Here is a 24,808-nt window from a genome sequence, read left to right as displayed (position 1 = left end):
CCCAGCAATCAGGGTGAATCAGAAATCAGTCACCTTGGGAATCCCAAATCGATTCAGTCACCATGCAATCGAGTCTAGAGCGTTTTTCGACCAAGTTGGGTCATCGGCACGGCAGCGCATTTGGTTCAGGGCAAGGAGCGAGGAGGGCGCGATGCTCTTTGCATCGTAACCGACGAACGACGCTGCCCTGGGCCAAAGGCGCGCCGCCCCGCAGGGGTCGCCCGTCAGGGCGATGACGGTGATCCAACTTGGTCGAGAAGCGCTCTAACGCCCCACCAAAATCTCCCGCACATCCCCGCACCGGAAACTCTGCACGAACAGATAGACCGACAGGAACAGCGCACCGCCCAGAAACGCCAGCAGCGCCAGCGCCAGCCCGGCCGGGTTGGCGCCATGCCGCCAACCGACCCACAGGCCCGACAGGCTGAGCATGAACATGAAATCCAGGTTGAACTGGCCCTGCCAGCCGCCAGCGCCAATTGCCCCGAAAAATGCCGGGAACAGATTGGGCTCTGCCATCAACACTGGCCCCGTATAGGCCGACAGGCTGACGAAGATGACGATGCAGAACAGGCGCAGCAGCAGCATGGGATGTCCTTTCGGCTTGTCCAGCCATCGACCACCGGCATAGCCGCAGCAATTACCTGGCGGGTCAATTCCCGCTGAAACGCCCGGGCCGCTTGTCGCGAAACGCGCTGAGCGCCTCGGCAAAATCCGCGCTTTGCGTCGCCAGCAGCCATTGGTCGGCATCGGCGTGCAGCACGGCCGCATCCAGCGCATGCGCCACGGCATTGATGCTGCGCTTGATCATCTGCACCGCCAACGGCGGCAGCGCTGCCAGGTCCTGCGCCATGGCCAGCGCGCGTGCATCCAGTTCGTCCGCCGGCACCACTTCGTCGATCAGGCCCCAGCCGGCCAGCGTCTGCACATCGAACAGCGCGCCGGTCATCACCATGCGCTTGGCCCGCGCCGGGCCGATCAGCGCCACCAGCGGGCCGAGCGCATTCCACATCAGATTGATGCCGATCTTCACTTCGCCATAGCCCAGCCGCGCGCCCGCGGCAGCCAGGCGGAAATCGCACGCCGTGGCGATGCAGGTGGCGCCGCCGGTGGCGATGCCCTGCACGGCGCACACGGTCGGCTGATCGATGCCCATCACCGCGCGCATCACCCGCGCGCCCAATTGCGCACCGCGCCGCGCCTCGGCCAACGGTGCCGGATTGGCCATTCGGGCCTGCATTTCGGCAAGATCGGCCCCTACCGAAAAATCCGTGCCGGCGCCGCGCAGTACCACCGCACGCACACGCCCATGCCCGCGCAGATCATCGGCAATGCGCTCCACATCGGCCAGCATCCCCTGCGTCAATGCATTGCGGCGCTCGGGCCGGTCCAGCGTGATGGTGGCGATATGGTCGTGCACATCCAGTGTGATCATCTCAGCACTCCACCACATTCACCGCCAAGCCGCCCTGGCTCGTCTCTTTATACTTATGGCTCATATCGACGCCGGTTTGCCGCATCGTTTCAATCACTTCATCCAGCGTCACCCGCCCCTGCCCCGGCCGGTGCAGCGCCAGCCTTGCCGCGTTGGCGGCCTTCACTGCGCCAATCGCATTGCGTTCGATACAGGGGATCTGCACCAGGCCACCAACGGGATCGCAGGTCAGCCCCAGATTATGCTCCATGCCGATTTCGGCGGCATTGGCGACCTGCACTGCGCTCGCATTCCACACCGCCGCCAGCCCCGCCGCCGCCATCGAACAGGCCACCCCCACTTCGCCCTGGCAGCCCATTTCCGCGCCCGAAATCGACGCGCGCTGTTTATACAGCAGGCCGATGGCACCCGCTGTCAGCAGAAACCGCCGCCGCTGCGCGTCTGTCTCGCAATAATGGCGCATCACTGCGGGCAAGATACCCGCCGCGCCGTTGGTCGGCGCCGTCACCACCTGGCCACCAGCAGCATTTTCCTCGTTCACCGCCATCGCAAACACATTGAGCAGATCAAACAAGCGCTCCGGCTCGTTGCGGCTGCGGCCATCCTGCACCTGCCGCCACAGCGTCGGCGCGCGCCTGTCCACCTTCAGCCCGCCCGGCAACACGCCCTCCGTCGTCAACCCGCGATCGATGCAGGCCAGCATTACCCGCGCCACCATGTCCAGCCCCGCCAGTGTCTCGTCGCGTGGCCGGATCGCATCTTCATTGGCCAGCACGATGCCATCCAATGGCTGGTCCAGCCTGTCGGCCAGCGCCAGCAATTCGGCGGCGCTGCCAAAGGGATGCGGCACAGCATGGCCGCTCTGCACCCGATCCGCCGGCAGTTCCTGGGCCAATTGCCGCCGGCTGGCGATGAAGCCGCCGCCCGTGGAAAACCAATCCTCCTGCCACAGCAGTTCGTCACCGGCCCACAGCGCCATCTGACACGCATTGGGATGCAGCAGATCGCGCGTCTCGTAATCCAGGCGGATATCGGCATCGGGCGCAAAATTCAGTGGTCGCCCCTCCACATCCAGCCGGCCGCTCACCTGCAACGCCGCCAGGTCGCGCGCCGCCGCCGCCAGATCAATGGTTTCCGGCGCATGGCCGATCAGCCCCAGCGCCACCGCGCGCAGCGTGCCATGGCCATGGCCGGTAAATGCCAGGCTGCCCTGCAAAATCACCACCAGCCGCGCATGGCTTGGCCAATCCATCCCGGCCAGGCTGCGCCGCACCCGCAAACCGATACGCATCGGCCCGACCGTGTGCGAACTCGACGGCCCCACCCCCACCCGGAACATGTCGAGCACTGACAACATGGCCAATCCTTGCCCCACCCCGGACGAACTGTCACGCCCTGCCGCTATGCCCAGCCTGTGCATGATGCAGGTGCTGGCCTATCCTTACAGCTGATCGTCATCCGGGCGCACGCCGGGGTGACGGGAAGGGATAATATGGACACCACTCTCATCGACCAGGCCAGCCGGCTTCTCGCCCACGAAGCTACCGAAACCCGGCTGCGCCAGGCGCGCGCTGGCCAGACCGTGGACGGCTGGGACGTGCTGGAACAGGCCGGCTTGCCGCTGGCTCTCGCGCCCGAAGCTGCCGGAGGCCTCGCCCTCGATCCCGCCACCGTGCTGGCCATCGCCCACGCCCATGGCCGCGCTGGCGCGCCCTGGCCATTGGCCCATGCCATGCTCGCTGCTGCGCCCCACCTGTCTGCCGATCTGTGGCACACCGCGCTCTGCACCGCCGAAATCGCCGGCCTGTGCGAAGCGGTGCTGGCGATGACCCTCGATTGGACGCAGACCCGCCAGCAATTCGGAAAAGCCCTGTCGAAAAATCAGGCCGTGCAGCACAGCCTGGCCATCATGGCCGCCGAAACCGCCGCCGCCGGCACGGCCGTGGGTGTGGCCGCGCTGGCGCTGGACAGCGGGTTCAGCCAGCAAATCGCAGCCGCCAAGGCCCGCGCCAGCGAAGCCGCCGGCCAGGTCGCGGCGCTTGCCCACCAGTTGCACGGCGCCATCGGCGTGACCGCCGATCACCGCCTGCACCTGTTCACCGCCGGGCTGTGGCAATGGCGCGATGCCCACGGCAGCGAGCATCAGCACCATGCCATGCTGGGCCAGGCGGCACTCAAGGCCGGCAGCCTCTGGGCATGCGCAACCATTGAGCCCCCATACAACCAGCCCGCCGGCACTGCAGCCACCACGACCGGAGAACGCTTCCGCTTCCCCGCCGTCGCCGAAACGCCGGCCCACGCGGCCTTGCGCGCCGATGTCCGTGCCTTCCTCGCGGCCGAACTAGCCGATCTGCCCGCCCAGGTCCGCGCCCATAGCTGGAACGGCCACAGCCCGGATTTCAGCCGCAAATTGGGTGCACAAGGCTGGATCGGCATGTGCTGGCCCAAAGTGCACGGCGGCCAGGCCCGCAGCGCCCTCGATCGGCTGGTGGTGATCGAGGAACTGCTCGCCGCCGGCGCGCCGGTTGCGGCCCATTGGATCGCCGACCGTCAGACCGGGCCGCTGCTGCTCAAACTCGGCACGCCTGCCCAACAAGCCCATCTGCCGGCCATCGCCCGCGGCGAACTTTATGCCTGCATCGGCATGAGCGAACCCGGCGCCGGATCGGACCTCGCCGCCATCACCACCCGCGCCCGCCGCACCGCCGAAGGCTGGCGCATCAGCGGCACCAAACTCTGGACCACGTTCGCCCACAAGGCGCATCTGATGCTGCTGCTCTGCCGCACTGGCGACGGCACGCGGCACGAAGGGTTGAGCCAGTTACTGGTGCCCATGGACACGCAAGGCATCACGTTGCGCCCGATCATCGATCTGATGGGCCAGCATCATTTCAACGAAGTGCATTTCGATGATGTGCTCGTTCCGCTGGCGGCCCTCGTCGGCAGCGAAGGCGGCGGCTGGGCGCAGGTGATGGCCGAACTCGCCTATGAACGCTCCGGCCCGGAACGTTTCCTGTCCACCATCGTGCTCGCCGATGAACTGGTCGCCGCGCTCGGCCCCGATGCCCCCGCCGCCGCACACGCCCCGATCGGGCGCCTGTGCGCGCATCTGATCGTGCTCAGGCAGATGGCGCGCGGCATGGCTGCCCTGCTGGAGGCCGGCGAAGACCCGGCGCTGGAAGCCGCCATCGTGAAAGACCTGGGCGCCACCTTCGAACAAACCATCCCCGAAGTCGCGCGGGCGCTGCTGCCGCAGATCCCCGATCCACCGCAATCGTTGCTGGCCACGCTGGACGCCACCATCCAGATCGCCCCGATGGTGTCCCTGCGCGGCGGCACCCGCGAAATATTGCGCGGCATTATCGCCCGCGGCCTTGGCGTCAGATAGGAGTTTGAAATGACCGATCTTGTCCTCTACGAAGCCGACGGCGCCATCGTCACCATCACCCTCAATCAGCCCGAGCTGCGCAATCCCGTGTCCGATGACGACATGGTCGATGCCATCCTCGCCGCGCTGGCCAGGCTGGAGAATGATCCGCAAGCCCGCGTCGCCATCCTCACCGGCGCCGGCAAGGGATTTTCGTCCGGCGGCAATCTGAAGAAGATGGCCAGCGGTGAGGGCCTGGTCAGCGCGTCGCCCATCGCCACGCGCCGCAACTATCTGACCGGCATTCAGCGCCTGCCCCGCGCCTTCGCCGCGCTGGAGGTGCCGATCATCGCCGCTGTCAACGGCCCCGCCATCGGCGCCGGCTGCGATCTCACCTGCATGTGCGACATCCGCATCGCCGCGGAGAGCGCGAAATTCGCCGAAAGTTTCGTGAAATTGGGCATCGTCCCCGGCGACGGCGGCGCCTGGCTGCTGCCGTTCGTGGTCGGCCACGCCAAGGCCGCCGAACTGGCGCTGACCGGCGACATGATCGATGCGGCCGAAGCGCTGCGCATCGGGCTGGTGTCGCGCGTGGTGCCCGATGCCGAACTGCTCGATGCCGCCCGCGCCATCGGCTCACGCATCGCGGCCAACCCGACTCAGGCCGTCCGCATGACCAAGCGCCTGCTCTGGGAAGCCCGCACCGCCAGCCTGGACACGGTGCTGAACCTGTCAGCCGCCATGCAGGCGCTGGCCCACACCACCGACGACAATCGCGAGGCGATGGCGGCGTTTCTGGAAAAGCGGGCGCCGCAGTTCACGGGGAAATAGGCCTGCATGCTTCAACGTCACCCCGCACTTGATGCGGGGCTTGGCTTTCTTGGCGCACGTGGAAACAGCCAAGCCCCGCATCAAGTGCGGGGCGACATGAGAAAACTACCCCGCCGCCACCCGCCGCCGATGCAGTGCGCCAAAGCCCAGGATCACCATCACCGGCTGCACGAAAAATGCCGCCAGCCCCAGTGCCGCCACATCGACCACCTGCCACAGCAATTCGAACCCCAGCAGCGCCGCCAGCAGAAACAGCGAATCGCGGCTCACCTGCACGGTCCGCACGCTGCGTACGCCCCAATCCACCAGCAGCCGCGCCAGGCACCAGACAATCAACAGCCAGCAGATATTGCCCGGCACACGACCGGCATCGCTGATATCCCCCAGAAAAACGCCCGCGTGCGCCTGCGCCACCAGCCACAGCGCCGCCAGCAGCAGAAAGCCGCGCGTGAACCACGCGGCACTGGCCGGCGATGCGGTGCGTGCAATGTCTTGACCCATAGGTCCACAATGGATGTAACTTGCGGAATGGCCAATCGGTAAAACAGCGGACCACTGGCAGAAGGGCGCCAGGTGTGGCGAAATGGACTCACCCCACCACGGCCGCGGCCCGCAGTGCCTCCACATCATCACGCCCCAGCCAGTCGCGCAGCACCTCAGCCGCATCCTCCCCCACACGCGGTGGCGGGCGGCGCATGGTGGCGGGCGTGGCCGAGAGTTTGCCTGGAAAGGCCACGCTGGGGATGGTCACGCCATCATCCCGCACGAATTCATGCACCGTGCCGCGCGCTGCCACGAACGGATCGGCAAACACCTGCGCGATGCTGTTCACCGGGCCACAGGGGACGCCCGCCGCCACCAGCCGGTCAATCAGCGGCAGGCCGGGCTGGTCGGCCACCAGCCGCTGCACTTCGGCCTCGATGGCGTCGCGGTTGATCAGCCGGGCGCGCGCCGTGACGAAGCGCGGATCATCGCCCAATTCCGGCACGCCCATTGCGCGGGCAAAGCTGCGGAACTGCCCGTCATTGCCGATGGCGATGATGATCTGGCCATCGCTCACCTTGAACAGCGTGTAGGGCACAACGGTCGGGTGGCGATTGCCCATGCGGCCCGGATCGACGCCGCCCACCAGCCAGTTCATCGCCTGGTTGGCCAGATTGGTGATCTGCGTATCAAGCAGGCTGATATCGATCTGCTGGCCTTCGCCAGTCGCCTCGGCATGGCGCAGCGCCGCCAATATGGAGATGGTGGCATAAAGCCCGGTGCCGATATCGGCCATCGCCACGCCGGCGCGCAGCGGCCCGCCGCCTTCCTCGCCGGTAACCGACATGAAGCCGCCCATGCCCTGCGCGACGAAATCATAGCCGCCGCGCGAAGCATAAGGCCCGGTCTGCCCGAAACCGGTGACGGAACAATAGACAAGGCTGGGCTTTATGACGCGCAGGGACGGCCAATCCAGCCCATATTTGGCCAGCCCGCCAACCTTGAAATTCTCGACCACGATATCGGCCTCACGCGCCAGATCGCGCAGCAAGGCCTGGCCGTCCGGATGGGTGAAATCCACGGCGATGCTGCGCTTGTTGCGGTTGGCGGCAAGATAATAGGCCGAGGTGCCGATCTCGTCCTGCCCGTCCGCGCCTTTCAGGAACGGCGGCCCCCAGGCGCGGGTGTCGTCGCCGCGGCCCGGCACCTCCACCTTCACGACATCGGCGCCCAGATCGGCCAATATCTGCGTGCACCATGGCCCGGCCAGCACGCGTGACAGATCGAGCACACGAATGCCGGCGAGGGATGACGGAGGGAGAGGCAGGGTCATGCCCCACCGCTAGCGCCAAACAGAAAACGGTGCCAGTTCGCAAAAACTGGCACCGCTCCTAGCCCCCGACAGGGTTAGCTCTGCAATCATCAAAACTATGTAAACCGACTCGTCCAGACGGGTTCCTGCGACGCAAAACTACTCTGCTTTGGTTCAGCGTGCCATCTCGAAAATTGCAGCCATGCCTTGCCCGCCGCCGATGCACATCGTCTCCAGCCCGTATCGTCCGCCGCGGCGCTGCAGCTCGTGCAGCATCGTCGCCAAGATGCGTCCGCCGGTGGCGCCGATCGGGTGGCCCAGGCTGATTCCCGAACCATTCACGTTCAGCCGATCCGGATCATGCCAGCCCCAGCCCTTCAGCACGGCCAGCACCTGCGGCGCGAAGGCTTCGTTCAATTCCACCAGATCGAGATCGTCCCAGCCCATGCCGGTGCGCGCGAACAAGCGCTCGACGGCCGGCACCGGGCCGATGCCCATGCGCGATGGATCGCAGCCCGCCGCCGCCCAGCCGGTCAGCCAGGCCATCGGCGTGAGGCCGAGCGGTTCGAGCATGTCCTCGCCCACCACCAGGCAGGCCGACGCGCCATCATTCTGCTGGCTGGCATTGCCGGCCGTGACCACGCCGTCCTTCTCGATGCTGCGCAGCAGGGCCAGGCTCTCGGCGGTGGCATCAGCGCGGATGCCTTCATCCTGCGCGAACACCAGGGGCGGCCCCTTCTTCTGGGCGATTTCCACCGGCACCAGTTCCGCGTCGAACTTGCCCTCGGCCCAGGCCTTGGCGGCACGTTGGTGACTCTGCGCGGCATATTCATCGCAGGCTTCGCGGCTGATGTCGTAATCCCTGGCCAGATTGTTGGCCGTCTCGATCATCCCCGAAATCACGCCATAGCGCGCAATCGGCTGGCTCATCACCCGGCCGCGCACCAACCGATCATGGAAGGTCGTGCTGCCCATGCGCGCGCCATTGCGGTGATCGATGCTGTAATATTCCACCTGGCTCATGCTCTCGACACCGCCGGCGACAACGATATCGGCAGCACCGGTCTGCACGCGCATCGCGGCATCGATCACCGCCTGCAGCCCGCTGCCGCAGCGCCGGTCCAGCGACACGCCCGGCACGGATTCCGGAAAGCCCGCCGCCAGCCAGGACCAGCGCGCCACGCACGGCGCTTCGCCATTGGGGTAACCGTGGGCAAACACCACATCATCGACGCGTTCCGGATCGACGCCGGTGCGGGCCATCAACGCCTTCAGGATGATCGCGCCCAGTTCGCCGGCAGGCAGGCTGGCCAGCGAGCCGCCGAAGCGGCCAACCCCGGTGCGGATCGGCGATACAATGGCTGCACGGCGCATCAATTTCTCTCCCGCATCATGGCCTTGGCCACGATGGTCTGCTGAATCTGGCTGGTGCCTTCGTAAATGCGCAGCAACCGCACGTCGCGATAAAAGCGTTCGACCTTGTACTCCGCCATGTATCCCGCGCCGCCGTGCACCTGCACCGCGCGGTCGGCAATCCGCCCCACCGCTTCGCTGGCGTGCAGTTTCAACACCGAACATTCCTTGGCGGTGACCAACCCCGCATCAAAGCGCGCCGCCGTGCGCTCCAGCAGCGCTTCGGTGGTCAGCCGGTCCACCTCCATGTCGGCGAGCATGCCCTGCACCAACTGGAAATCTCCGATGCGCTGGCCGAACTGCTGACGCTCCATCGCATAGGCCAGGCTCATCTCGATCAGCCGGTCGGCCATGCCGAGCGCCACCGCGGCGATATGAATGCGCCCGCGATCCAATACTTTCATCGCGGTGCGAAAGCCCTGGCCCGGCACGCCGCCGATGATGTTGGCCGCCGGCACCATCACATCTTCCAGGATCACATCGCAGGTCTTGGCGCCGCGCTGCCCCATCTTGCGGTCCGGCTTGCCCAGCGAAATCCCCGGCGTGTCGGCCGGCACGATGAACGCCGAAATCCCGGCCGCGCCCTTCACATTCGGTTCCGTGCGCGCCATCAGCGTGAAGACCGTCGCGCGCGGCGCGTTGGTGATATAGCGTTTGGTGCCGGTGATCCGGTAATGATCACCTTCCAGCACCGCGCGACATTGCAGCGAGGCGGCATCGGAACCGGCGCCCGGCTCGGTGAGCGCGAAGCTGGCAATCGCCTCGCCAGTGGCAAAGCGCGGCAACCACTCGGCCTTCTGCGCCGCGGTGCCGTCGATCATGATCCCCTGGCTGCCGATGCCAACGGTGGTGCCGATCAGGCTGCGGAAGGTGATGCTGGCCCGGCACAGCACCCGCACCAGCGCGGCTTCTTCGGCCATGGTCAGCCCCAGGCCGCCGTGGCTTTCGGGGATGGACAGGCCGAACAGGCCCATCGCCTTGAATTCGGCCACGATATCGGCAGGGATATCATCGCCCTCCTCCACCGCATCCTCGGCGGGGATCAAGCGCTCATCGACATAACGTGCGAGCTGGTCTTTCAGCAGCCCGAAGGTTTCAGCATCCATCACTCACCCCGTTTCGGCAGTCACCGCCACCGTGCCATCGCAGCGCAGCGCAGCCAAGCCATCATCGCCAGCGCGCAACACCACCGGCTGCCCGGCAAAGATCGGCGCCAGCGCGCGGAAACCATATTTCTTCGCTGGCCCATGCCGCCGTTCCCACAAGCCCAGCAACTGCGCCGCCACCAGCGGCCCGTGCACGACGAGGCCCGGATAGGCCTCCTCATCACGCGCATAGGCCAGATCATAATGGATGCGGTGCGCGTTGGCGGTGGCAGCGGAAAACAGGAACAATTGCACAGGGCCCGGCGTGAACGCGGCATCGCCCAGCGGCGGCCGGTTGGCCGGCACCGGCAAATCCACCGCCGCCCCGCCATCGCGCCACACAATCGTCTGCACCTCTTCCAACGCCTTTTCGCCCTCCTGCCAGATCTCGATGCGCACCCGGCCCAGCAGCAGATCGCCGCTCTTGCCCTGCTTGTGCTCCAGCGCCTCCAGCACGCGCATCTGCATCGCCGGCATGCCGGCAATCAGCGGCCGGTGAAACTGCATTTCGGCGCCGGCAAACATGCGGCGCGGCAGGGAGACAGGCGGATAGAAACCGCCGCGCGCCGGGTGGCCATCGGCGCCGCGCGGGCCGGGCGGCGGCAGAAACAGCGCCAGATGCCCGAGCGGCGGCCAGCCCAGGCTTTCCACATCCCAGTTCAGCGCCTCGGCAAAGCGCAGCACATCGGCGCCGTGCAGCACCTCCTCCCGCCATTCCGGCTTGCCGCACCAGCCCTGCCAGAGCGCGAAATCTTCAGCCGTCATGCCACCAGCCCCGCATCGTGCAGCCGGCCAATCGCGCCGCTGTCCAGCCCCAGCACCTCGCTCAGCACCGCATCGGTATCCGCGCCCAATGTGGGCGCCGCCCGCACGGCCCCGCGCGCTTCGCCCAGCAACGTCGCGGCCGGGCCAGCGGCGGGATAGGTCAGCCCCGATGGATGCGTGATCGTCTGAAACTGCGGATTGGCGGTGAACAGCCGCGCATCGCCCTGCACCGCCTGCGCAAGCGTCTGATACGGTCCCCAGGTCACCCCGGCACCATCGAGCGCCGGGCCGAGTTCCGCCAAGGTCCGCGCAGCGATTCCCGCCTCAAACAAGGGAAACAACAGCCCACGGTGCGTAAAGCGCGCACCTTCATCCGCCGTGAAATCCGCAGCCACCATGGCCTCCACCCCGGCCACCGCCTCGCCCAACGCCAGCGCCGCGACCAGCCCGCGCCACTGCTTCGGCGTGATCGCCACCAGATAAATCCGCGCGCCGCACGCCGTCACGAAATCCCGCCCGAACGCGCCGAACAGATCATTGCCCAGCCGCCCGCGGTCGCCGTGCAGCATGGCTTCCGCCGCAAAGCCCAGGTGCGACAGCGAGGTGGCGGCCAGATCGGACAATGGCACACGGATTTCGGCGCCCTCACCCGTCGCCTTGCGCCGGTGCAGCGCGCTCACCATGGCAAACGCCGCCCACGCCCCGCCCAGCAAGTCCCACGCCGGCAGCACCGCATTTACCGGGCGGTCGCTCTCCACCGGCCCAGAGTCTGGGAATCCCGTCATGTCCGGCACGCCCGCAGCGGCATTCACCGTGTAATCCAGCGCCGGCTTGCCATCCGCCCAACCCATGATCCGCGCGGTGATCATATCCGGGCGACGCGCCGCCAGCGCTGCGTGGGAGAGAAAGCCGTTCACCGGAAAATTGGTCAGGAACAGCCCGGCATCGTCGCCCCCAGGGCCATTGGGTGCGGTGGCCAGTTCCACCGCCAGTTCCCGACCCTCCGGCCGCGCCAGATCGATCTGGATCGACTGCTTGCCTTTGTTCAGCCCCTCCCAATAGAGGCTGTCGCCCGCATCGCTCAGCGGCCAGCGCCGGAAATCCGGCCCGCCGCCGATCTGGTCGATGCGGATGACGGTCGCGCCCATCTGCGCCAGGTACAGGCCTCCCGTGGGGCCGGCGACAAATGCCGCCGCTTCCACGACGCGGAGGTGGGGGAGGAGCGAAAACATTCGCTCACCCTCCCACCGCTGCGCGGCGGGCATCTCCCTCTCCCGCCCAGAAGTCCCCGAGGGGAGAGGGGTTAAATCCGCTCAATGATGATCGCCGGCGCCATCCCACCTGCGGCACACATCGTCACCAGCCCGCGCTTCAGATCGCGCCGCTCAAGCTCATCCAGCACCGTGCCGATCAGCATCGATCCGGTCGCGCCAATCGGGTGCCCCAGCGCAATCGCGCCGCCGTTCACATTCACCTTGTCGCGGTCCAGCTTCAGATCACGGATGAATTTTTCGGCGACCACCGCGAACGCCTCGTTGATTTCCCACAGATCGATATCGTCCACGGTCAAACCGGCCTTGGCCAGCACCTTGCGCGCCGCCGGCACCGGGGCGTTGAGCATCAGCGTCGGGCAATCGCCCATATTGGCCATCGCGACGATGCGCGCGCGCGGCTTCAGGCCGTTCTTCTCCGCATAGGCCTTGCTGGCCAGCAGCACGGCGGCGGCGCCATCGACCACGCCCGATGAATTGCCGGCATGGTGCATATGCTCGATCTTCAGATCGGGATAACGCGCGTTGATCAGCTTGCGGAAGGTGGTGCCCTTCTGGTCCAGCGGCATGTCGGCCAGCTTGGCAAAGCTCGGCTCCAGCGCGGAGAGGCCTTCCATGGTCGTCTGCGGGCGCGGGAATTCCTCGCGGTCCAGCGCCAGCGTGCCGTCTTCGCGATAGACCGGGATCACGCTTTTCGCGAACCGGCCTTCTGCGATGGCAACGGCGGCGCGCTTCTGGCTTTCCAGCCCCAGCGCATCCACGTCAGCGCGGCTGATGCCTTCCTTCGAAGCAATCGCATCGCCGCACACGCCCTGGTGGCTCTGCGGGTGGTGCGCCTGCAGGCGGGCATTGCCGCTGCCCATCATCATCGGCGCCAGGCCGGCGGCGCGCTCTTCCTGCGCCATCGTGGCGGTGTAGCTCATCATCTCGGTGCCACCAGCAATCAGCAGATCTTCCATGCCGCTCATGATCTGCGCCGCAGCCAGGTTCACGCTGGTGATGCCGCCGCCGCAGAACCGGTCCAGCGTCATGCCGCTGGCCTTCAGATCATAGCCGGCATCCAGCGCCGCCATGCGGCCGAGATCGCCGCCCTGCTTGCCCTTCTGGGTGGAGGTCGACCAGATGATATCGTCCACCTCGGCGGTGTTGATGTGGTTGCGTTCCGCCACCGCCTTCAGCACGGCAGCGGCGAGATGCTGGGGGTGCATGTCGGCCAGGCTGCCCTTCCCCACCTTGCCAATGCCCCGCGGCGTGCGGACGGTATCGATGATATAGGCTTCGGCCATGTGCGTGCTCCCTTGGATTGCGCTCCCACAGTACGCCTCGCAGCGCGTCCGTCGATTGCGGTTTTTGGCAGGCCTCACTCGTCCCGGAACATCAACCGCCGGATCTGCTTGAACGGCAGGTCGCCATAGGTCAGCAGCGTGTCATGAAACTGCTTCATCGAATAATGCACCCCCATCCGGCGCTTATATTCCTCGCGCAGCTTGATGACCTCCAGCTCGCCGATGATCTCGCGCCCCGGTGAGGCCGGCGTCTGCGAATCGCGCTGTACCTCGATGAAGGCGTTGGTCGGCTCCATGCCCATCTTGTCGACATAGGCCTGCACGGCCTGGTCGAAGGTCATTTCGCCCTTCGCCATCCTGATCTTGGTCAGGATCCGCTGCACCCGCCACATGCGCATCTGGCGCCGCGCCATCTTGGTCTTCAATTCCTCCATGTACGGCAAGGTCTTGTAATAGCCTTCCTCTTCCATCAGCCGCTCGAGGTAAAACGACCAGCTCTGGCTGAAATAGGCGCTGCGATACGCCCGCCGCATCGGCCGCGTCACATGCTGGTTGCGCGCCGCGATCTGCACATTGTGGCCCAGCCATTCGTGATAGGAAATCACGTGCGTCCAGTATGGATTGTACGACTTGATGCGGCTGGCCCGCTCGGCCGGGGTGAGGATATCCTCCAGCGGCGTCAGGATATAATAGCCCGATTGCCGCCCGGCCACGGTCGGGCCGCCGGTGGCGCCGCCGAACGACAGGATGCGCCGCGCCATCGGCGGTGATTCCCGCGCGCCATAATCGATATAATCGGGAATGGTCACGATATGGCTGCCCGGCCCGCGCAGCCAGGCGCTCATCATGTCGACATAGCGCTGGGACATCGGGATGACATTGTCCCAGGGCGGCGCTTCTTCCTTCATCACCTCCCACACGGTGCGCAGATCGCCGCTGGGGTGGATCTGCTTGGCCAGTTCGCGCATTTCGGCCATCAGCACCCGCTCTTCCTCGGCGGCAATGCGCAGCATCGCTTCGGTGCCATACTCGTCGAGCTGTTCCTGCACATATTGGTAGAATTCGATTTCCGCCGGTTTCCAGGCCGGTGATCGCGTCGAACGCGGCAGCAGATCGCTCTTCAACCAGCGTTCGAAATCATTCACCGCCGCCAGCGCCGGGCCGGCCGCCGCCACCAGATCATCCTTCACCGCCTTGCTGTCCGTGATGGCGTTCGGCACATAATCGCGCAGCAGGATCCGCGCGTAATGCGCCTGATAAATGCCGTTTTCCGTCCAGGTCCGTGCCGGGTTCTTCAGATTTTGCTTCGCCCGCGCCAGCACCGCCGGCAGCCGCCGCAGTTCCGCCGTCGCCTGCCGGGCCGCACTGTCCGGCAGCGCGCCGGGCCGCAGGAACAGCGCATTGGTCCGCCCCAGCGCATAGACCGACGCCGGGTTCACCTCGTGCAGCTTCAGCGTTTCCATCTCGAACAAGCGCAGGCGCACATGCGCCAGCAGCAGTTCATGATCCACCTGGTCGTCCAGACCAAGCGCGCTGCGATCGATCCGGCCCGCCGCGTCCAGCACTTCGCGGTAGGTGGCGATCGCCGCCGCCTGTTCCGGCGTGCCCGCCTCGCCTTCCTGCACGGTCAACGCCCTGGCAATCAGCTGCACCAGGTTGGCGGCAGGCGTCGGGGCCGGCACCGCCATCTGCGCGGCCACCGGCGCTGGCGCGAAGGCGATGACAGAGCATGCCAGAAGGCAGGAAATCATTCTAACCATTGTCGCAAATCCCCAACGCACCCCCCGCCCCGTGCGGCCTGCGCTGGAGCGAACGCTATGTCCGGGCCGCGCCAAGGTCAATGCGATGGAGCCACTGGCCTGGCGCCAACAGGTCAGGTGCCATCTGCTGCAACAGCACGATGGCGCGCGGCGCCGCAACCCATCACCGATTGCGGCCAGAGGCGATAGACCAATGGTGCCGGCCGCCATCTGGCGGGGAACGCAATCGGCCCCAACGGCGTAACCCTTGTCATGAACCAGGCAACCAACGGCTCAGGGGCCAAGTGTTTCAACCCGGCGCGCACGCGCGGCATGCACGTGCTGGCGCTGCTGCTGGTCTTGGCTGTGCTGCCCAACCCCCGCCCGGCCGCGGCGCAACTGCCCCTGCCCGCAGAAGATTCTGTCATCGAAGAGCCGACAAGCGAAATTGCCGTCAACCCCGCCGCCCGCGATGCGCAGATCAGTGGCCGGCTGCAACGCATCCTGACCGCCAGCGGCTGGTTCACGCCGGCGCGCGTGTCGGTGCGCGAAGGCATCGTCTTTCTGGACGGGCAAACCGAAACCACCGAACGCCGCGCCTGGGCCGAACAACTGGCCGGGCGCACCGAAGATGTGGTGGCGGTGGTCAATCGCATCGTCGTCGAACGCCCGGTGTCGTGGAATCTGGCGCCGACCTGGCGCGAAGTGCAGCGGCTGGCCGATCAGGCGAAATGGCTGGCGCCACTGGCGCTGGCGTCGCTGGCGATCATCGCGCTGTTCTGGTTTGCGGCGCGCGGGGTGGCGCAAATCACGCGGCGCACGCTGCGCCGCCGGCTGACCTCGGCCCTGCTTGCCGATCTGGCCGCGCGCGCCATTGCCTTTCCGGTAATCCTGCTCGGCATCTATCTGGTGTTGCAGGTGGCCGGCCTCACCCGGCTGGCGGTCACCGTGCTCGGTGGCACCGGGCTGATCGGCATCGTCATCGGCCTGGCGTTTCGCGACATCGCCGAAAATATGCTGGCCAGCGTGCTGCTCAGTGTGCGCAACCCGTTTCGCACCGGCGACTGGATCCGGATCGGCGAGCATCAGGGCCTGGTGCAAAATCTCAACCTGCGCACCACCATCCTGCTGACCCTGGATGGCAATCATGTGCAGATCCCCAATTCCATCGTCTTCAAGAGCATCATCACCAATTTTTCCAGCAACCCCAATCGGCGCGCGGATTTCGGCGTGGGCATCGGCTATCCGGATTCGATCGTGGCGGCACAGGATGTGATCATGGCCGCGCTGCGCGCTCACCCAGCGGTGCTGGCCGATCCGGAGCCGGCGGTGATCGTCGATGAACTGGGCGCCTCCACGGTCAATCTCAGCGTGCAATTCTGGTTCGATGGCCGCGCCTATTCGATTTTCCGGGTGCGTTCATCGCTGATGCGGCAGGTCAAGCGCGCCTTGCAGGCCGCCGGCGTGTCGATGCCCGATGCGGCCCGCGAGATCATTTTCCCCGAAGGCGTGCCGTTCCGGCGCATGGCTGGCGATGAGCAACTGCCAGGCGGCCCGGCGCTGTCTGACACGGCCGCACAGCATGATGATGCCGTGACCATGTCCGGCGGGGAAGGCAATCTCACATCCGAACAAGGCCCGTTGGCCCGTCAGGCCCAGGCCGCCGTGCTCCCCGAAGCCGGCGAAAATCTGCTTGCCCCTGTCCGATGACGGGCGGCCGGACGACCTGAACGACGACGGCAGAACTACAGCCAACAGACGCTTGATATCCATATTATCTGCATCTACAGATAATTGGTGGTTATCACGTTTGATCCCGCGAAAAATGCCGTCAACATCGCCAAGCATGGCCTGTCGCTGGCTGATTTTTCGGGTTTTGATGCGATGCCGCTGACATTGCGGGATGATCGGCAGGATTATGGCGAAGTCCGCTGGCGGGCGTTCGGCCATATCGACGGTGTCGCCTGCTGTCTTGTTTACACCCTGCGCGGCCAGACGATGCGGCTCATCAGCCTGCGCCGCGCCAACGCCAAGGAAAGGCAGCGCCATGGTCTCCAAGCCCAACCCGGTTGATGGCATTCCCGACGATGAAAACCCGGCGTGGACAGCAGCGGATTTCGCCCGCGCCCGGCCCGCCAGCGATGTTCCCGAACTGGCTGGCGCCCTGCCCCTGCTGGTGAAGAAGCCTGGCCGCCCGGCGGGCACCAAACGATCCGATCGCAAGCAGGTCACGCTGCGCCTGCCCCGCCATGTCATCGACTATTTCCAGCGTGATGGCGAAAAGGGTTGGCAGAGCCGTGCCATCGCCGCCCTGGAACGCGCCGCCGCCGTCAAGGAATAAGTTCCCCACTCAATAACTCTTCGGCAGCCCCAGCACATGCTCCGCCAGATAGGCCAGGATCAGGTTGGTCGACACCGGCGCCACCTGGTACAGGCGCGTCTCGCGGAACTTGCGTTCGATGTCGTAATCCGCCGCGAATGCAAAGCCGCCCAGCGTCTGCATCGCCGCCTCGCCGGCCTGCCAGCTCGCTTCGGCGGCCAGCAGTTTCGCCATGTTCGCCTCGGCCCCGGCCACCTCGCCCGCTTCGTATCGCCGGCAGGCGTCCGCCACCACCAGCCGCGCCGCGGTCATCCGCGCGTGCGCCATTGCGAGGGGAAACTGGATGCCCTGGTTCTGGCCGATCGGGCGGCCGAACACCTGGCGTTCGCGCGCATAGCCGCACGCCCTGTCCAGAAAAAACCGCGCATCGCCAATACATTCCGCCGCAATCAGGATGCGTTCGGCGTTCATGCCCGACAAGATGTAGCGAAAGCCCTGCCCTTCGACGCCGATCAGATTGGCAGCGGGCACGCGCACATCATCGAAGAATATCGCCGTGGTGCCATGGTTCATCATCGTGTCGATCGGCCGGATCGACAGCCCGGCACAGCCACGCATATCGAGCAGAAACACCGACAGGCCATCGGTGCGCTTGGCCACCTGGTCCTTGGGCGTCGTGCGCGCCAGCAGCACCATCAAATCGCTGTGCTCGGCCCGGCTGGTCCAGATTTTCTGGCCGTTGATCACATAGTCATCGCCATCGCGCACCGCCATCGTGCGCAACGACAACGTGTCCGATCCAGATGTCGGCTCCGTCACGCCAAACGCCTGCAGCCGCAGATCACCGCGCGCAATCGCCGGCAGAAATTGCGCCTTCTGCGCGTCATTGCCGTGGCGCAGCAGCGTGCCCATCACATACATTTGCGCGTGCGCCGCCGCGCCATTGCCGCCGCTGGCGTGGATTTCCTCCAGCACCGCACAGGCCGCCGACAAGGGCAAGCCCGACCCACCATATTCGGATGGAATCAGCGCCGCCAGCCATCCTTCGCGGGTGAGCGCATCAACAAATTCCGTCGGGTAGGCGCGGCTGGCATCCTTTGCGCGCCAATATTCGCCCGGATAATCGGCGCATAACCTTACGATGGCTTCGCGAATATCGGCCCAGTCATTGCGATCCGTCATTGCGTCCGTCACTCCGGTTGGCTGCGCGTCGCATCGTCGGCAGCGTCGTTGGTCGATGCGCGGCGCGGCGGCTCGGCGTCCGGCTCGGCAAAGGCGCGCCCGGCCGCAGCCGCCACCCCGGCCTCGCCTTCATGGCCGAACCAGCTTCGCACCCGCACATCCTGCTGCGGAAACGGGATCTCGATGCCATGCTTGCGCAGCGCATCATCCAGCGCCCAATTATAGGCCGCCTTCATGCTGCCCGGCCGCTTCACCGCATCCAGCGACGGCCACACCACCAGTTCGAAATCCAGCGAACTGTCGCCAAAGCCGGTCAACCACACCTGGGTGCGTGTGTCGGGCGTTTCGGGCTGGGTGAACGGCACGGCGCGCGCCGCTTCCAGCGCGGCGGCGCGCACCTTTTCCTTGTCGCTGCCATGGGCCACCGAAAACGGGATATGCACACGGCGGGCGACGCGGTTGCGCGTCCAGTTGGTCAGCTTGTCGCCCAGCATGTTGGCGTTGGGCACCAGCATGTCCACGGCATCATTGGTGCGCAGCGTGGTGGCGCGCGGGCCGATGGCCACCACCAGCCCGGCGGTGCCATCATCCAGCTCCACGAAATCCCCCACCTCGATGCTGCCGTCAAACAGCAGGATCAGGCCATAAACGAAATTCTTGACGACATCCTGCAGGCCAAGCCCGATGCCGACCCCCAGTGCCCCGGCAAACAGCGACAGCGCAGACAGATCGACGCCCAGCGCCGATACCGCCGCGGCCAGCGCAGCGATCACCACGACATAACGGGCCACCTGGCCAGCAACATAAACAGTCGCGGCGCGACCGGCGCCAACCCGATCAAGACCGCGCGCGGTAAGCGTGCGGATCAGCCAGATCACGAAAATCGCAATGGCCAGCACGATGCCGGCGGCGAACAGCTTTTGCAGCGTCAGGCTATATTGGCCGATGCTGACCAAGGGCCCGCTGATGGCGGCGTCGATATCGAGGGCCTGCATGGCGGCGACCCTAGGCGGGATGGCCGTGGTGGACAACGGCTGGCCGGCGCGCCAGCATGCGGCAATGTTGGCGGCAGACATCATCGCGGCAGAAGTGCTGGCGCCTTTGGTGGCGCGCAGGCCCGCCCGGCCGCTGGTGCTGGGCGTGGCCGGCGCGCAAGGATCGGGCAAATCCACCGTGGCAGCAGTGGTGGCGGCGCGGCTGGAACAGCACGGTCTGGCGGCAGCGGCGGTTTCGATCGATGATTTCTACCTGCCGCGCGAACGGCGCCTGGCGCTGGCCCGGCGCGTCCACCCGCTGTTCGCTACCCGCGGCGCGCCCGGCACGCATGATCTGCCGCTGCTGCTGGATGCGCTGCTGCGCGTGCGCGCTGGCCTGCCGCTGGCGCTGCCGGTGTTCGACAAGCTGGCCGACGATCGCCTGCCGCCGCAACAATGGCCCCTGCCCACCAGGCTGGATGTGCTGATCCTGGAAGGCTGGTGCATTGGCGCCCGCGCCCAGCCCGCCGCGCTGCTCGCCGCCCCGGTCAACGCGCTGGAGGCCGATGCGGACGCTGCGGCCACCTGGCGGACCCACGCCAACCAGGCGCTGGCCGGCCCCTATCAGCGGGTGTGGAACCGCATCGATGCCCTGGTCTTTCTCGCCGCGCCCGATTGGGCAAGCGTGCCGCGCTGGCGTGCGCAGCAGGAGGCCGCGCTGATGCGCAGCAGTGGTCGGCCGGGCATGGCTGCAAGCGCAATCGCGCGTTTCTGCGCGCATTATGAACGGCTGACCCGCTGGCAGCGGCAAACCACCCCTGCCCACGCCGATCTCACATTATGGCTTGATGGCCAGCGGCAGGTCGTCAGTCATTCCCGCTGCACCGCCTCGCCCGGCCCAAGGCACAAACGGCCCGGCATGTCTGTCCTACAAGTGGCGTTTCGGTTTAGGGTCAACGAACTGCGCGTTGAAACGAACTGAACCGGCCTCCAGGCATTTGTTTTTTCGATTCTGGCCGCTTTTCAACGCTGTATCCGGCCGGAATCGTTCAAACTGTCCAAACTCGGCGGCGCGGGCAGATGCTTTGGCTTCGTCAAAGTCCCCCTTCCCTCGGCGGCCCGCGCAGTGTCCAATGCCCAGCGTTTCGCATCAGGGGGCCGGAATGAAATTCATGTTGTTTTCCACTGCCATTGCCATGGCAATCACACCGTCTCTCGCTGCGGCGCAGGCACAGGATGCCGCTTATATGCCGGTCAGCATCGATGCCGCCAAGTCCCGGCTTTTGCTGACGATTCCGGCGCTCGATACCGATGTCCTCTATTACATCAGCCTCGCCTCTGGCGGTGGCTCGGTGGAATTGCCCTTCGATCGCGGCACCGTCGGCCAGGCCGTGGTGCGGTTCCGCCGGGTCGGCAGCAAGATATTGGTGGAAGAGCAGAATCTGGCCTTTCGCTCGCTCACCGGCGATGCCGCGCACCAGGCCGGGGTGGCGGCAAGTTTCCCCACGGCCATCCTCGCCAGCCTTACAATCGAAAGTGATGCAGGGGGCCGCATCGTGGTCGATGCCACCCCGTTGGTGATGCGCGATGCCGGCGGGGTGGAGGCCACGCTGCGCCGCACCAAGCAGGGCAATTACCGCTTCGACGCCAGCCGTTTCGCGCTGCACACCCCGCAAACCAAGGCGTTCCCGCTCAATACCGAGATCGAGACGATCTCCACCTTCAGCACCGACAGCCCCGGCGCATTGGTGCGCGGTGTGGCGCCGGATGCCGAACATCTGACCATGCGCGTGCACCACAGTTTCCTGAAAGCCCCCACCGGCTACACCCCGCGCCCGGCCGATCCGCGCATCGGCGTTTCGGCCATAAGTTTCAAGGACTTCAGCCAGAGCTTCGCGAACGGTATCGATACCGCCTGGGTGTCGCGCTGGCGGCTGGAGAAGAAGGACCCCGGCGCCGCCCTGTCCGAACCGGTGACGCCCATAACGGTCTATTTCGATCTCGCCATCCCCGCCCCGGTGCGACACGCGATGAAGACCGGCCTGCTGTGGTGGAACAAGGCCTATGAAGCGGCAGGCTTCAAGAATGCGCTGGTGGCGAAAGACGCGCCGGCGGACATGGACCCGCAGGATATCCGTTATAATTACATGCAGTGGATCAACCGCGATGAGCGCGGCTTTTCGTCGGGTGGCAGTTTCCGCGATCCGCGCACCGGCGAAATATTGGGCGCCAAGGTGCGCATGGATTCACACCGCATCCGCACGGTCGCCAATTACTGGGACGCCTATGCCGGTGGCTTGGCCGGCGACGGCAGCGGCGTGACCGTGGCCGATCCCAGCCTGGTGAACGGCCAGTTCGATGCCATGCCGAAAGGCCAGCGGGACATGGTGCTGCTGCGCCAGGCGCTGCTGACTGCCCACGAATTCGGCCATGCGCTCGGCTTCGGGCATAATTTTGCCTCCAGCCTCAATGATCGGGCCTCGGTGATGGAATATCCGACCCCGCGGGTTAAGGTGGTGAACGGCAAGCTCGATCTGTCCGAGAGCTTCCAGACGGAAATCGGCGCCTATGACACGATGATGGTGCGCTATGCCTACACACCCTTGCGCGACGAAAAGGCCGGATTGGAGGCGATCATCGCCGACATGCGCCGTCAGGGCCTGCTCTATGTGCCCGACAGCGATCCGCGCTGGACCTGGTATGATGATCGCGCCACGCCGGTGGAGGGGCTGACCGAAGCGCTGGCGGCGCGGCGGATCATGCTGGCGAATTATGGCCCGGACAGCGTGCTGCTGCCCGGCGAGCCCATTGGCGAACTGCGCAATCTCCGGCTGTGGATGGCCTATCTCCACCACCGCTACATGGTTGAATCAGCCGTGAAATATATCGGCGGGATTTACACGGACATTGTCGTGAAGGGCGAGAACCGCCCCGCGACGACGCCCATTCCGGCCAAGCTGCAGCGCGACACGCTGGCCGTGCTGCTGCGCGCGCTGACGCCCGCCGAACTGGCGATCCCCGAAAGCCTGCTGGCGCAACTGACGCCCGATCCCGGCCGCAACCTCGAAGATCTCTCCGACGATCCGGTGTTCAACCAGCTCCAGGCCGCCCGCATCGCCGCAGCGCTGGTGGTGGAACCGCTGCTGGCGCCCGATCGCGCGGCGCGGCTGGTGTCGTTGCAGGCGCGCGGGCTGGACGGCGTCACCCTGCCCGATCTGATCGATGCGCTGATGGCGGCAAGCTGGAATGCCAAATCCGGTGACGCCGCCCTGCTGCGCGTGGTGCAGAAGGCGGTGCTCGACGGCCTGATGATCCTCGGCGACAGCGACAGCACCGCCCCCGAAGCCCGCGCCCTGGCGCTGCAAACCCTCGCCGATCTCGCCAAGACCCTGCCCACCCGCACCAGCGATGCGCTCGGCACGGCGTTCAACCGCCAGACCGCCGCCGACATCACCGCCTACCTGGCCGACCCGGCCGCCAGGGCGCCCAAGTCCGTCTCCGTCTCCTGGGGCAAGAGCCCGCGCAGCCGCGCCCCGCAACCACCGGGGCCGCCGCTGGGGTGATGCAGCACGGCCCCACCTCCAATGATTACCCCCCTCCCCTTCAGGGGAGGGGCCGGGGGTGGGGAATGACAAAACCAAAAAGAAAAAGGGCCGGCACCTCTCGGTACCGGCCCAATCTCACAAACCAAAGCCACTCACTTCACCTTGGCGAAATCCTCGTAATTGATCCCCAATTGCTCCAGATACGTCTTGTACTTAGCCGGATCATAGTAGAATTTCTCCAACTGCGGCCGCATCTTGCTCATGATGTCGGCGTTCAGATGGATCGCCGGCGTGTCCTGCGGGGTGAGCAGCGGATCATATGTGTCCGTCTTGAACTGCACATCCTGCTGATAGGCCTTGGCATCGGCGATGATCTTCGGCGTGGTCAGCAGATCGATCACGGTCATGCCCACCGCCTTGGCGGCGACCACCACGCCCTTGTGAGCAATCGGCGTGGCCATGGCGATCGCCGATTGGCGGTTGTGGCCGATGGCGTTGGGGATGTTCGATGGGTAACGCACCGTCACGGTGGGCACGGTCCACATGATGTCGCCGATATCATCCGAACCACCGCCCATCGATGGCCCGCGAAGGTCGGGCGTGGACAGCGGCTGCAGCGTGGTGGCCAGCGGCTCCACCTTCACGCCATTGGCCTGCTGCATCGCCTTGGCAAAGCCCTGATCGGCCGCGCTCCACTGCGGCAGGCCGACCGCCTTGATATTGGCATAAAGTGCCTCGGCCAGCGGCTTGTTGCCGAAATTCGGCGCGGCATAGCCCAGGGTGCGCTTGGTCACCGTGGTGTCGGTGGCCATGGCGGCGGCTTCGGCGATACGGTTGCCGATCTCGTAAAGCCCGCGGATCTTGGCGAAATTGCCCTCGCGGAAATAATACCAGACGCTGGCCTTTTCCGGCACGATGTTGGGCTGGCCGCCACCTTCGGTGATCACATAATGGCTGCGCTGGGTGACGGGCAGATGTTCACGCCGCATGTTCCAGCCGATGTTCATCAGTTCGACGCCATCCAGCGCGCTGCGGCCATCCCAGGGCTGACCGGCGGCGTGCGCGGTCTTGCCCTTGAACGTATATTCCACGCTGACCATGCCATTGTTGCCGGCCGGACCCCAGGCGGTGCCGAAATCACGGCCGACATGGGCAAAGATCGACGCATCGACATCCTTGAACATGCCGGCGCGCACATAATAGGCCTTGGTGGCCAGCAGTTCTTCGGCAACGCCGGGCCACAGCATCAGCGTGCCCTTGATGCCGTTCTTTTCCATCACGTCCTTGGCGGCCAGCGCCGCGATGATCACCATCGGCATGCCGCTGTTGTGGCCTTCGCCATGGCCAGGGCCGCCTTCCACCATCGGCTTCATCTCGACGGTGCCGGGATATTGCGAAAGTCCGAGCAGACCATCGATATCGCTGCCCAGCGCGATCTTGGGGCCAGGCCCGTTCGACCAGGTGGCGTTGAAGGCGGTGGGGATGCCGGCGGCACCGCGTTCCACCTTGAAGCCGTTCTTTTCAAGAATGGCGGCCAGATATTCGCTGGTCTTGTGCTCCTGAAACCCCGGCTCGGCATAGCTGAACACCATGTCGACCATTTCCTGCGCCAGCTTGGCCCGGGCCTCCACGCCATCGGCAATGGCCTTTTTCTGCGCCGGCGTGGACAAGGCCAGCGCTGGCCCGGCCATCATCGTCGCCGCCAGCAGCGCGGCCAGCATCTTGTAATTGGTCATCCCT

At 65.8% G+C, this 24,808-nt stretch carries 21 protein-coding genes; 7 read left to right on the top strand and 14 right to left on the bottom strand.

The window, feature by feature from the left end:
* Positions 1-264 precede the first annotated feature (264 nt).
* From ACTIEZ_RS07930 to ACTIEZ_RS07920, 3 genes are all read right to left on the bottom strand, one after another.
* Positions 265-588: a hypothetical protein gene (locus ACTIEZ_RS07930; RefSeq protein WP_439546124.1), complete on the bottom strand. Its 324-nt coding sequence runs from the start codon at positions 586-588 to the stop codon at positions 265-267.
* Positions 589-652: 64 nt separating this feature from the next.
* Positions 653-1,435: an enoyl-CoA hydratase/isomerase family protein gene (locus ACTIEZ_RS07925; protein WP_439546123.1), complete on the bottom strand. Its 783-nt coding sequence runs from the start codon at positions 1,433-1,435 to the stop codon at positions 653-655.
* A 1-nt stretch (position 1,436) separates the two neighbouring features.
* A complete protein-coding gene (locus ACTIEZ_RS07920) occupies positions 1,437-2,792 on the bottom strand; it encodes an L-serine ammonia-lyase (RefSeq protein ID WP_439546122.1) in 1,356 nt (451 codons plus the stop codon).
* A 135-nt stretch (positions 2,793-2,927) separates the two neighbouring features.
* Between ACTIEZ_RS07920 and ACTIEZ_RS07915 the strand changes: the two genes are divergently transcribed.
* Positions 2,928-4,823 (top strand): acyl-CoA dehydrogenase family protein, encoded by a 1,896-nt coding sequence (locus tag ACTIEZ_RS07915; RefSeq protein ID WP_439546121.1) that lies wholly within the window; start codon positions 2,928-2,930, stop codon positions 4,821-4,823.
* A 9-nt stretch (positions 4,824-4,832) separates the two neighbouring features.
* Entirely contained in the window at positions 4,833-5,633 is an 801-nt protein-coding gene (locus ACTIEZ_RS07910; RefSeq protein ID WP_439546120.1) for a crotonase/enoyl-CoA hydratase family protein, read from the top strand.
* 105 nt (positions 5,634-5,738) lie between these two features.
* Here ACTIEZ_RS07910 and ACTIEZ_RS07905 read toward each other — a convergent pair whose 3' ends face one another.
* The 8 genes from ACTIEZ_RS07905 to ACTIEZ_RS07870 form a co-directional block, all read right to left on the bottom strand.
* Positions 5,739-6,134 (bottom strand): hypothetical protein, encoded by a 396-nt coding sequence (locus ACTIEZ_RS07905; RefSeq protein ID WP_439546119.1) that lies wholly within the window; start codon positions 6,132-6,134, stop codon positions 5,739-5,741.
* Positions 6,135-6,222: 88 nt separating this feature from the next.
* A complete protein-coding gene (locus ACTIEZ_RS07900) occupies positions 6,223-7,449 on the bottom strand; it encodes a CaiB/BaiF CoA transferase family protein (protein WP_439546118.1) in 1,227 nt (408 codons plus the stop codon).
* 153 nt (positions 7,450-7,602) lie between these two features.
* A complete protein-coding gene (locus ACTIEZ_RS07895) occupies positions 7,603-8,802 on the bottom strand; it encodes an acetyl-CoA C-acetyltransferase (protein WP_439546117.1) in 1,200 nt (399 codons plus the stop codon).
* Entirely contained in the window at positions 8,802-9,947 is a 1,146-nt protein-coding gene (locus tag ACTIEZ_RS07890) for an acyl-CoA dehydrogenase family protein (RefSeq protein WP_439546116.1), read from the bottom strand. The genes ACTIEZ_RS07895 and ACTIEZ_RS07890 overlap by 1 nt, the downstream gene beginning before the upstream one ends.
* A 3-nt stretch (positions 9,948-9,950) precedes the next feature.
* Complete coding sequence (locus ACTIEZ_RS07885) at positions 9,951-10,751, bottom strand: hypothetical protein (protein WP_439546115.1); 801 nt, start codon at positions 10,749-10,751, stop codon at positions 9,951-9,953.
* Positions 10,748-11,983, bottom strand: a complete 1,236-nt coding sequence (locus ACTIEZ_RS07880; RefSeq protein WP_439546114.1) for a CoA transferase — start codon at positions 11,981-11,983, stop codon at positions 10,748-10,750. Before ACTIEZ_RS07880 ends, ACTIEZ_RS07885 begins: the two co-directional genes overlap by 4 nt.
* A 71-nt stretch (positions 11,984-12,054) precedes the next feature.
* Positions 12,055-13,308 carry an acetyl-CoA C-acetyltransferase gene (locus tag ACTIEZ_RS07875; protein ID WP_439546113.1) on the bottom strand — a complete coding sequence of 418 codons (1,254 nt, stop codon included), beginning with the start codon at positions 13,306-13,308 and terminating at the stop codon, positions 12,055-12,057.
* 74 nt (positions 13,309-13,382) lie between these two features.
* Positions 13,383-15,008: a DUF885 family protein gene (locus tag ACTIEZ_RS07870; RefSeq protein WP_439546112.1), complete on the bottom strand. Its 1,626-nt coding sequence runs from the start codon at positions 15,006-15,008 to the stop codon at positions 13,383-13,385.
* A 312-nt stretch (positions 15,009-15,320) separates the two neighbouring features.
* On the opposite strand from ACTIEZ_RS07870, the gene ACTIEZ_RS07865 reads away from it, so the two are divergent.
* The 3 genes from ACTIEZ_RS07865 to ACTIEZ_RS07855 all read left to right on the top strand — a co-directional run bounded on the left by ACTIEZ_RS07865 (position 15,321) and on the right by ACTIEZ_RS07855 (position 17,388).
* On the top strand, positions 15,321-16,757 hold the full coding sequence (locus ACTIEZ_RS07865) for a mechanosensitive ion channel domain-containing protein (protein WP_439546111.1): 1,437 nt from the start codon (positions 15,321-15,323) through the stop codon (positions 16,755-16,757).
* A gap of 87 nt (positions 16,758-16,844) precedes the next feature.
* Entirely contained in the window at positions 16,845-17,120 is a 276-nt protein-coding gene (locus ACTIEZ_RS07860; protein WP_439546110.1) for a BrnT family toxin, read from the top strand.
* A complete protein-coding gene (locus ACTIEZ_RS07855) occupies positions 17,095-17,388 on the top strand; it encodes a BrnA antitoxin family protein (protein WP_439546109.1) in 294 nt (97 codons plus the stop codon). The genes ACTIEZ_RS07860 and ACTIEZ_RS07855 overlap by 26 nt, the downstream gene beginning before the upstream one ends.
* Before the next feature lie 9 nt (positions 17,389-17,397).
* On the opposite strand, the gene ACTIEZ_RS07850 is transcribed toward ACTIEZ_RS07855, so the two are convergent.
* Positions 17,398-18,549 carry an acyl-CoA dehydrogenase family protein gene (locus ACTIEZ_RS07850; RefSeq protein WP_439546108.1) on the bottom strand — a complete coding sequence of 384 codons (1,152 nt, stop codon included), beginning with the start codon at positions 18,547-18,549 and terminating at the stop codon, positions 17,398-17,400.
* Positions 18,550-18,557: 8 nt separating this feature from the next.
* A complete protein-coding gene (locus ACTIEZ_RS07845; RefSeq protein ID WP_439546107.1) occupies positions 18,558-19,544 on the bottom strand; it encodes a mechanosensitive ion channel family protein in 987 nt (328 codons plus the stop codon).
* On the opposite strand from ACTIEZ_RS07845, the gene ACTIEZ_RS07840 reads away from it, so the two are divergent.
* A complete protein-coding gene (locus ACTIEZ_RS07840) occupies positions 19,543-20,505 on the top strand; it encodes a kinase (RefSeq protein ID WP_439546106.1) in 963 nt (320 codons plus the stop codon). The genes ACTIEZ_RS07845 and ACTIEZ_RS07840 overlap by 2 nt on opposite strands.
* Before the next feature lie 181 nt (positions 20,506-20,686).
* Positions 20,687-23,086, top strand: a complete 2,400-nt coding sequence (locus tag ACTIEZ_RS07835; RefSeq protein ID WP_439546105.1) for a zinc-dependent metalloprotease — start codon at positions 20,687-20,689, stop codon at positions 23,084-23,086.
* A 134-nt stretch (positions 23,087-23,220) separates the two neighbouring features.
* On the opposite strand, the gene ACTIEZ_RS07830 is transcribed toward ACTIEZ_RS07835, so the two are convergent.
* Complete coding sequence (locus tag ACTIEZ_RS07830; RefSeq protein WP_439546104.1) at positions 23,221-24,804, bottom strand: amidohydrolase; 1,584 nt, start codon at positions 24,802-24,804, stop codon at positions 23,221-23,223.
* Positions 24,805-24,808 lie beyond the last annotated feature (4 nt).

Source organism: Sandarakinorhabdus sp. (assembly GCF_051860625.1).
Taxonomy (GTDB): Bacteria; Pseudomonadota; Alphaproteobacteria; order Sphingomonadales; family Sphingomonadaceae; genus Sandarakinorhabdus.
The sequence above is the reverse complement of the archived record's forward strand: the minus strand, read 5'-3'. Positions and strand labels throughout refer to the sequence as shown.

Excerpts from the sequence above, each read along its gene's own strand:
- ACTIEZ_RS07905 (WP_439546119.1), bottom strand. The coding sequence starts at position 6,134 with ATGGGTCAAGACATTGCACGCACCGCATCGCCGGCCAGTGCCGCGTGG.
- ACTIEZ_RS07920 (WP_439546122.1), bottom strand. The coding sequence starts at position 2,792 with ATGTTGTCAGTGCTCGACATGTTCCGGGTGGGGGTGGGGCCGTCGAGT.
- ACTIEZ_RS07875 (WP_439546113.1), bottom strand. The coding sequence starts at position 13,308 with ATGGCCGAAGCCTATATCATCGATACCGTCCGCACGCCGCGGGGCATT.
- ACTIEZ_RS07835 (WP_439546105.1), top strand. The coding sequence starts at position 20,687 with ATGAAATTCATGTTGTTTTCCACTGCCATTGCCATGGCAATCACACCG.
- ACTIEZ_RS07850 (WP_439546108.1), bottom strand. The coding sequence starts at position 18,549 with ATGACGGATCGCAATGACTGGGCCGATATTCGCGAAGCCATCGTAAGG.
- ACTIEZ_RS07930 (WP_439546124.1), bottom strand. The coding sequence starts at position 588 with ATGCTGCTGCTGCGCCTGTTCTGCATCGTCATCTTCGTCAGCCTGTCG.
- ACTIEZ_RS07885 (WP_439546115.1), bottom strand. The coding sequence starts at position 10,751 with ATGACGGCTGAAGATTTCGCGCTCTGGCAGGGCTGGTGCGGCAAGCCG.
- ACTIEZ_RS07830 (WP_439546104.1), bottom strand. The coding sequence starts at position 24,804 with ATGACCAATTACAAGATGCTGGCCGCGCTGCTGGCGGCGACGATGATG.
- ACTIEZ_RS07840 (WP_439546106.1), top strand. The coding sequence starts at position 19,543 with ATGGCGGCGACCCTAGGCGGGATGGCCGTGGTGGACAACGGCTGGCCG.
- ACTIEZ_RS07845 (WP_439546107.1), bottom strand. The coding sequence starts at position 19,544 with ATGCAGGCCCTCGATATCGACGCCGCCATCAGCGGGCCCTTGGTCAGC.
- ACTIEZ_RS07915 (WP_439546121.1), top strand. The coding sequence starts at position 2,928 with ATGGACACCACTCTCATCGACCAGGCCAGCCGGCTTCTCGCCCACGAA.
- ACTIEZ_RS07900 (WP_439546118.1), bottom strand. The coding sequence starts at position 7,449 with ATGACCCTGCCTCTCCCTCCGTCATCCCTCGCCGGCATTCGTGTGCTC.
- ACTIEZ_RS07865 (WP_439546111.1), top strand. The coding sequence starts at position 15,321 with ATGAACCAGGCAACCAACGGCTCAGGGGCCAAGTGTTTCAACCCGGCG.
- ACTIEZ_RS07880 (WP_439546114.1), bottom strand. The coding sequence starts at position 11,983 with ATGTTTTCGCTCCTCCCCCACCTCCGCGTCGTGGAAGCGGCGGCATTT.
- ACTIEZ_RS07925 (WP_439546123.1), bottom strand. The coding sequence starts at position 1,435 with ATGATCACACTGGATGTGCACGACCATATCGCCACCATCACGCTGGAC.
- ACTIEZ_RS07910 (WP_439546120.1), top strand. The coding sequence starts at position 4,833 with ATGACCGATCTTGTCCTCTACGAAGCCGACGGCGCCATCGTCACCATC.
- ACTIEZ_RS07890 (WP_439546116.1), bottom strand. The coding sequence starts at position 9,947 with ATGGATGCTGAAACCTTCGGGCTGCTGAAAGACCAGCTCGCACGTTAT.
- ACTIEZ_RS07895 (WP_439546117.1), bottom strand. The coding sequence starts at position 8,802 with ATGCGCCGTGCAGCCATTGTATCGCCGATCCGCACCGGGGTTGGCCGC.
- ACTIEZ_RS07855 (WP_439546109.1), top strand. The coding sequence starts at position 17,095 with ATGGTCTCCAAGCCCAACCCGGTTGATGGCATTCCCGACGATGAAAAC.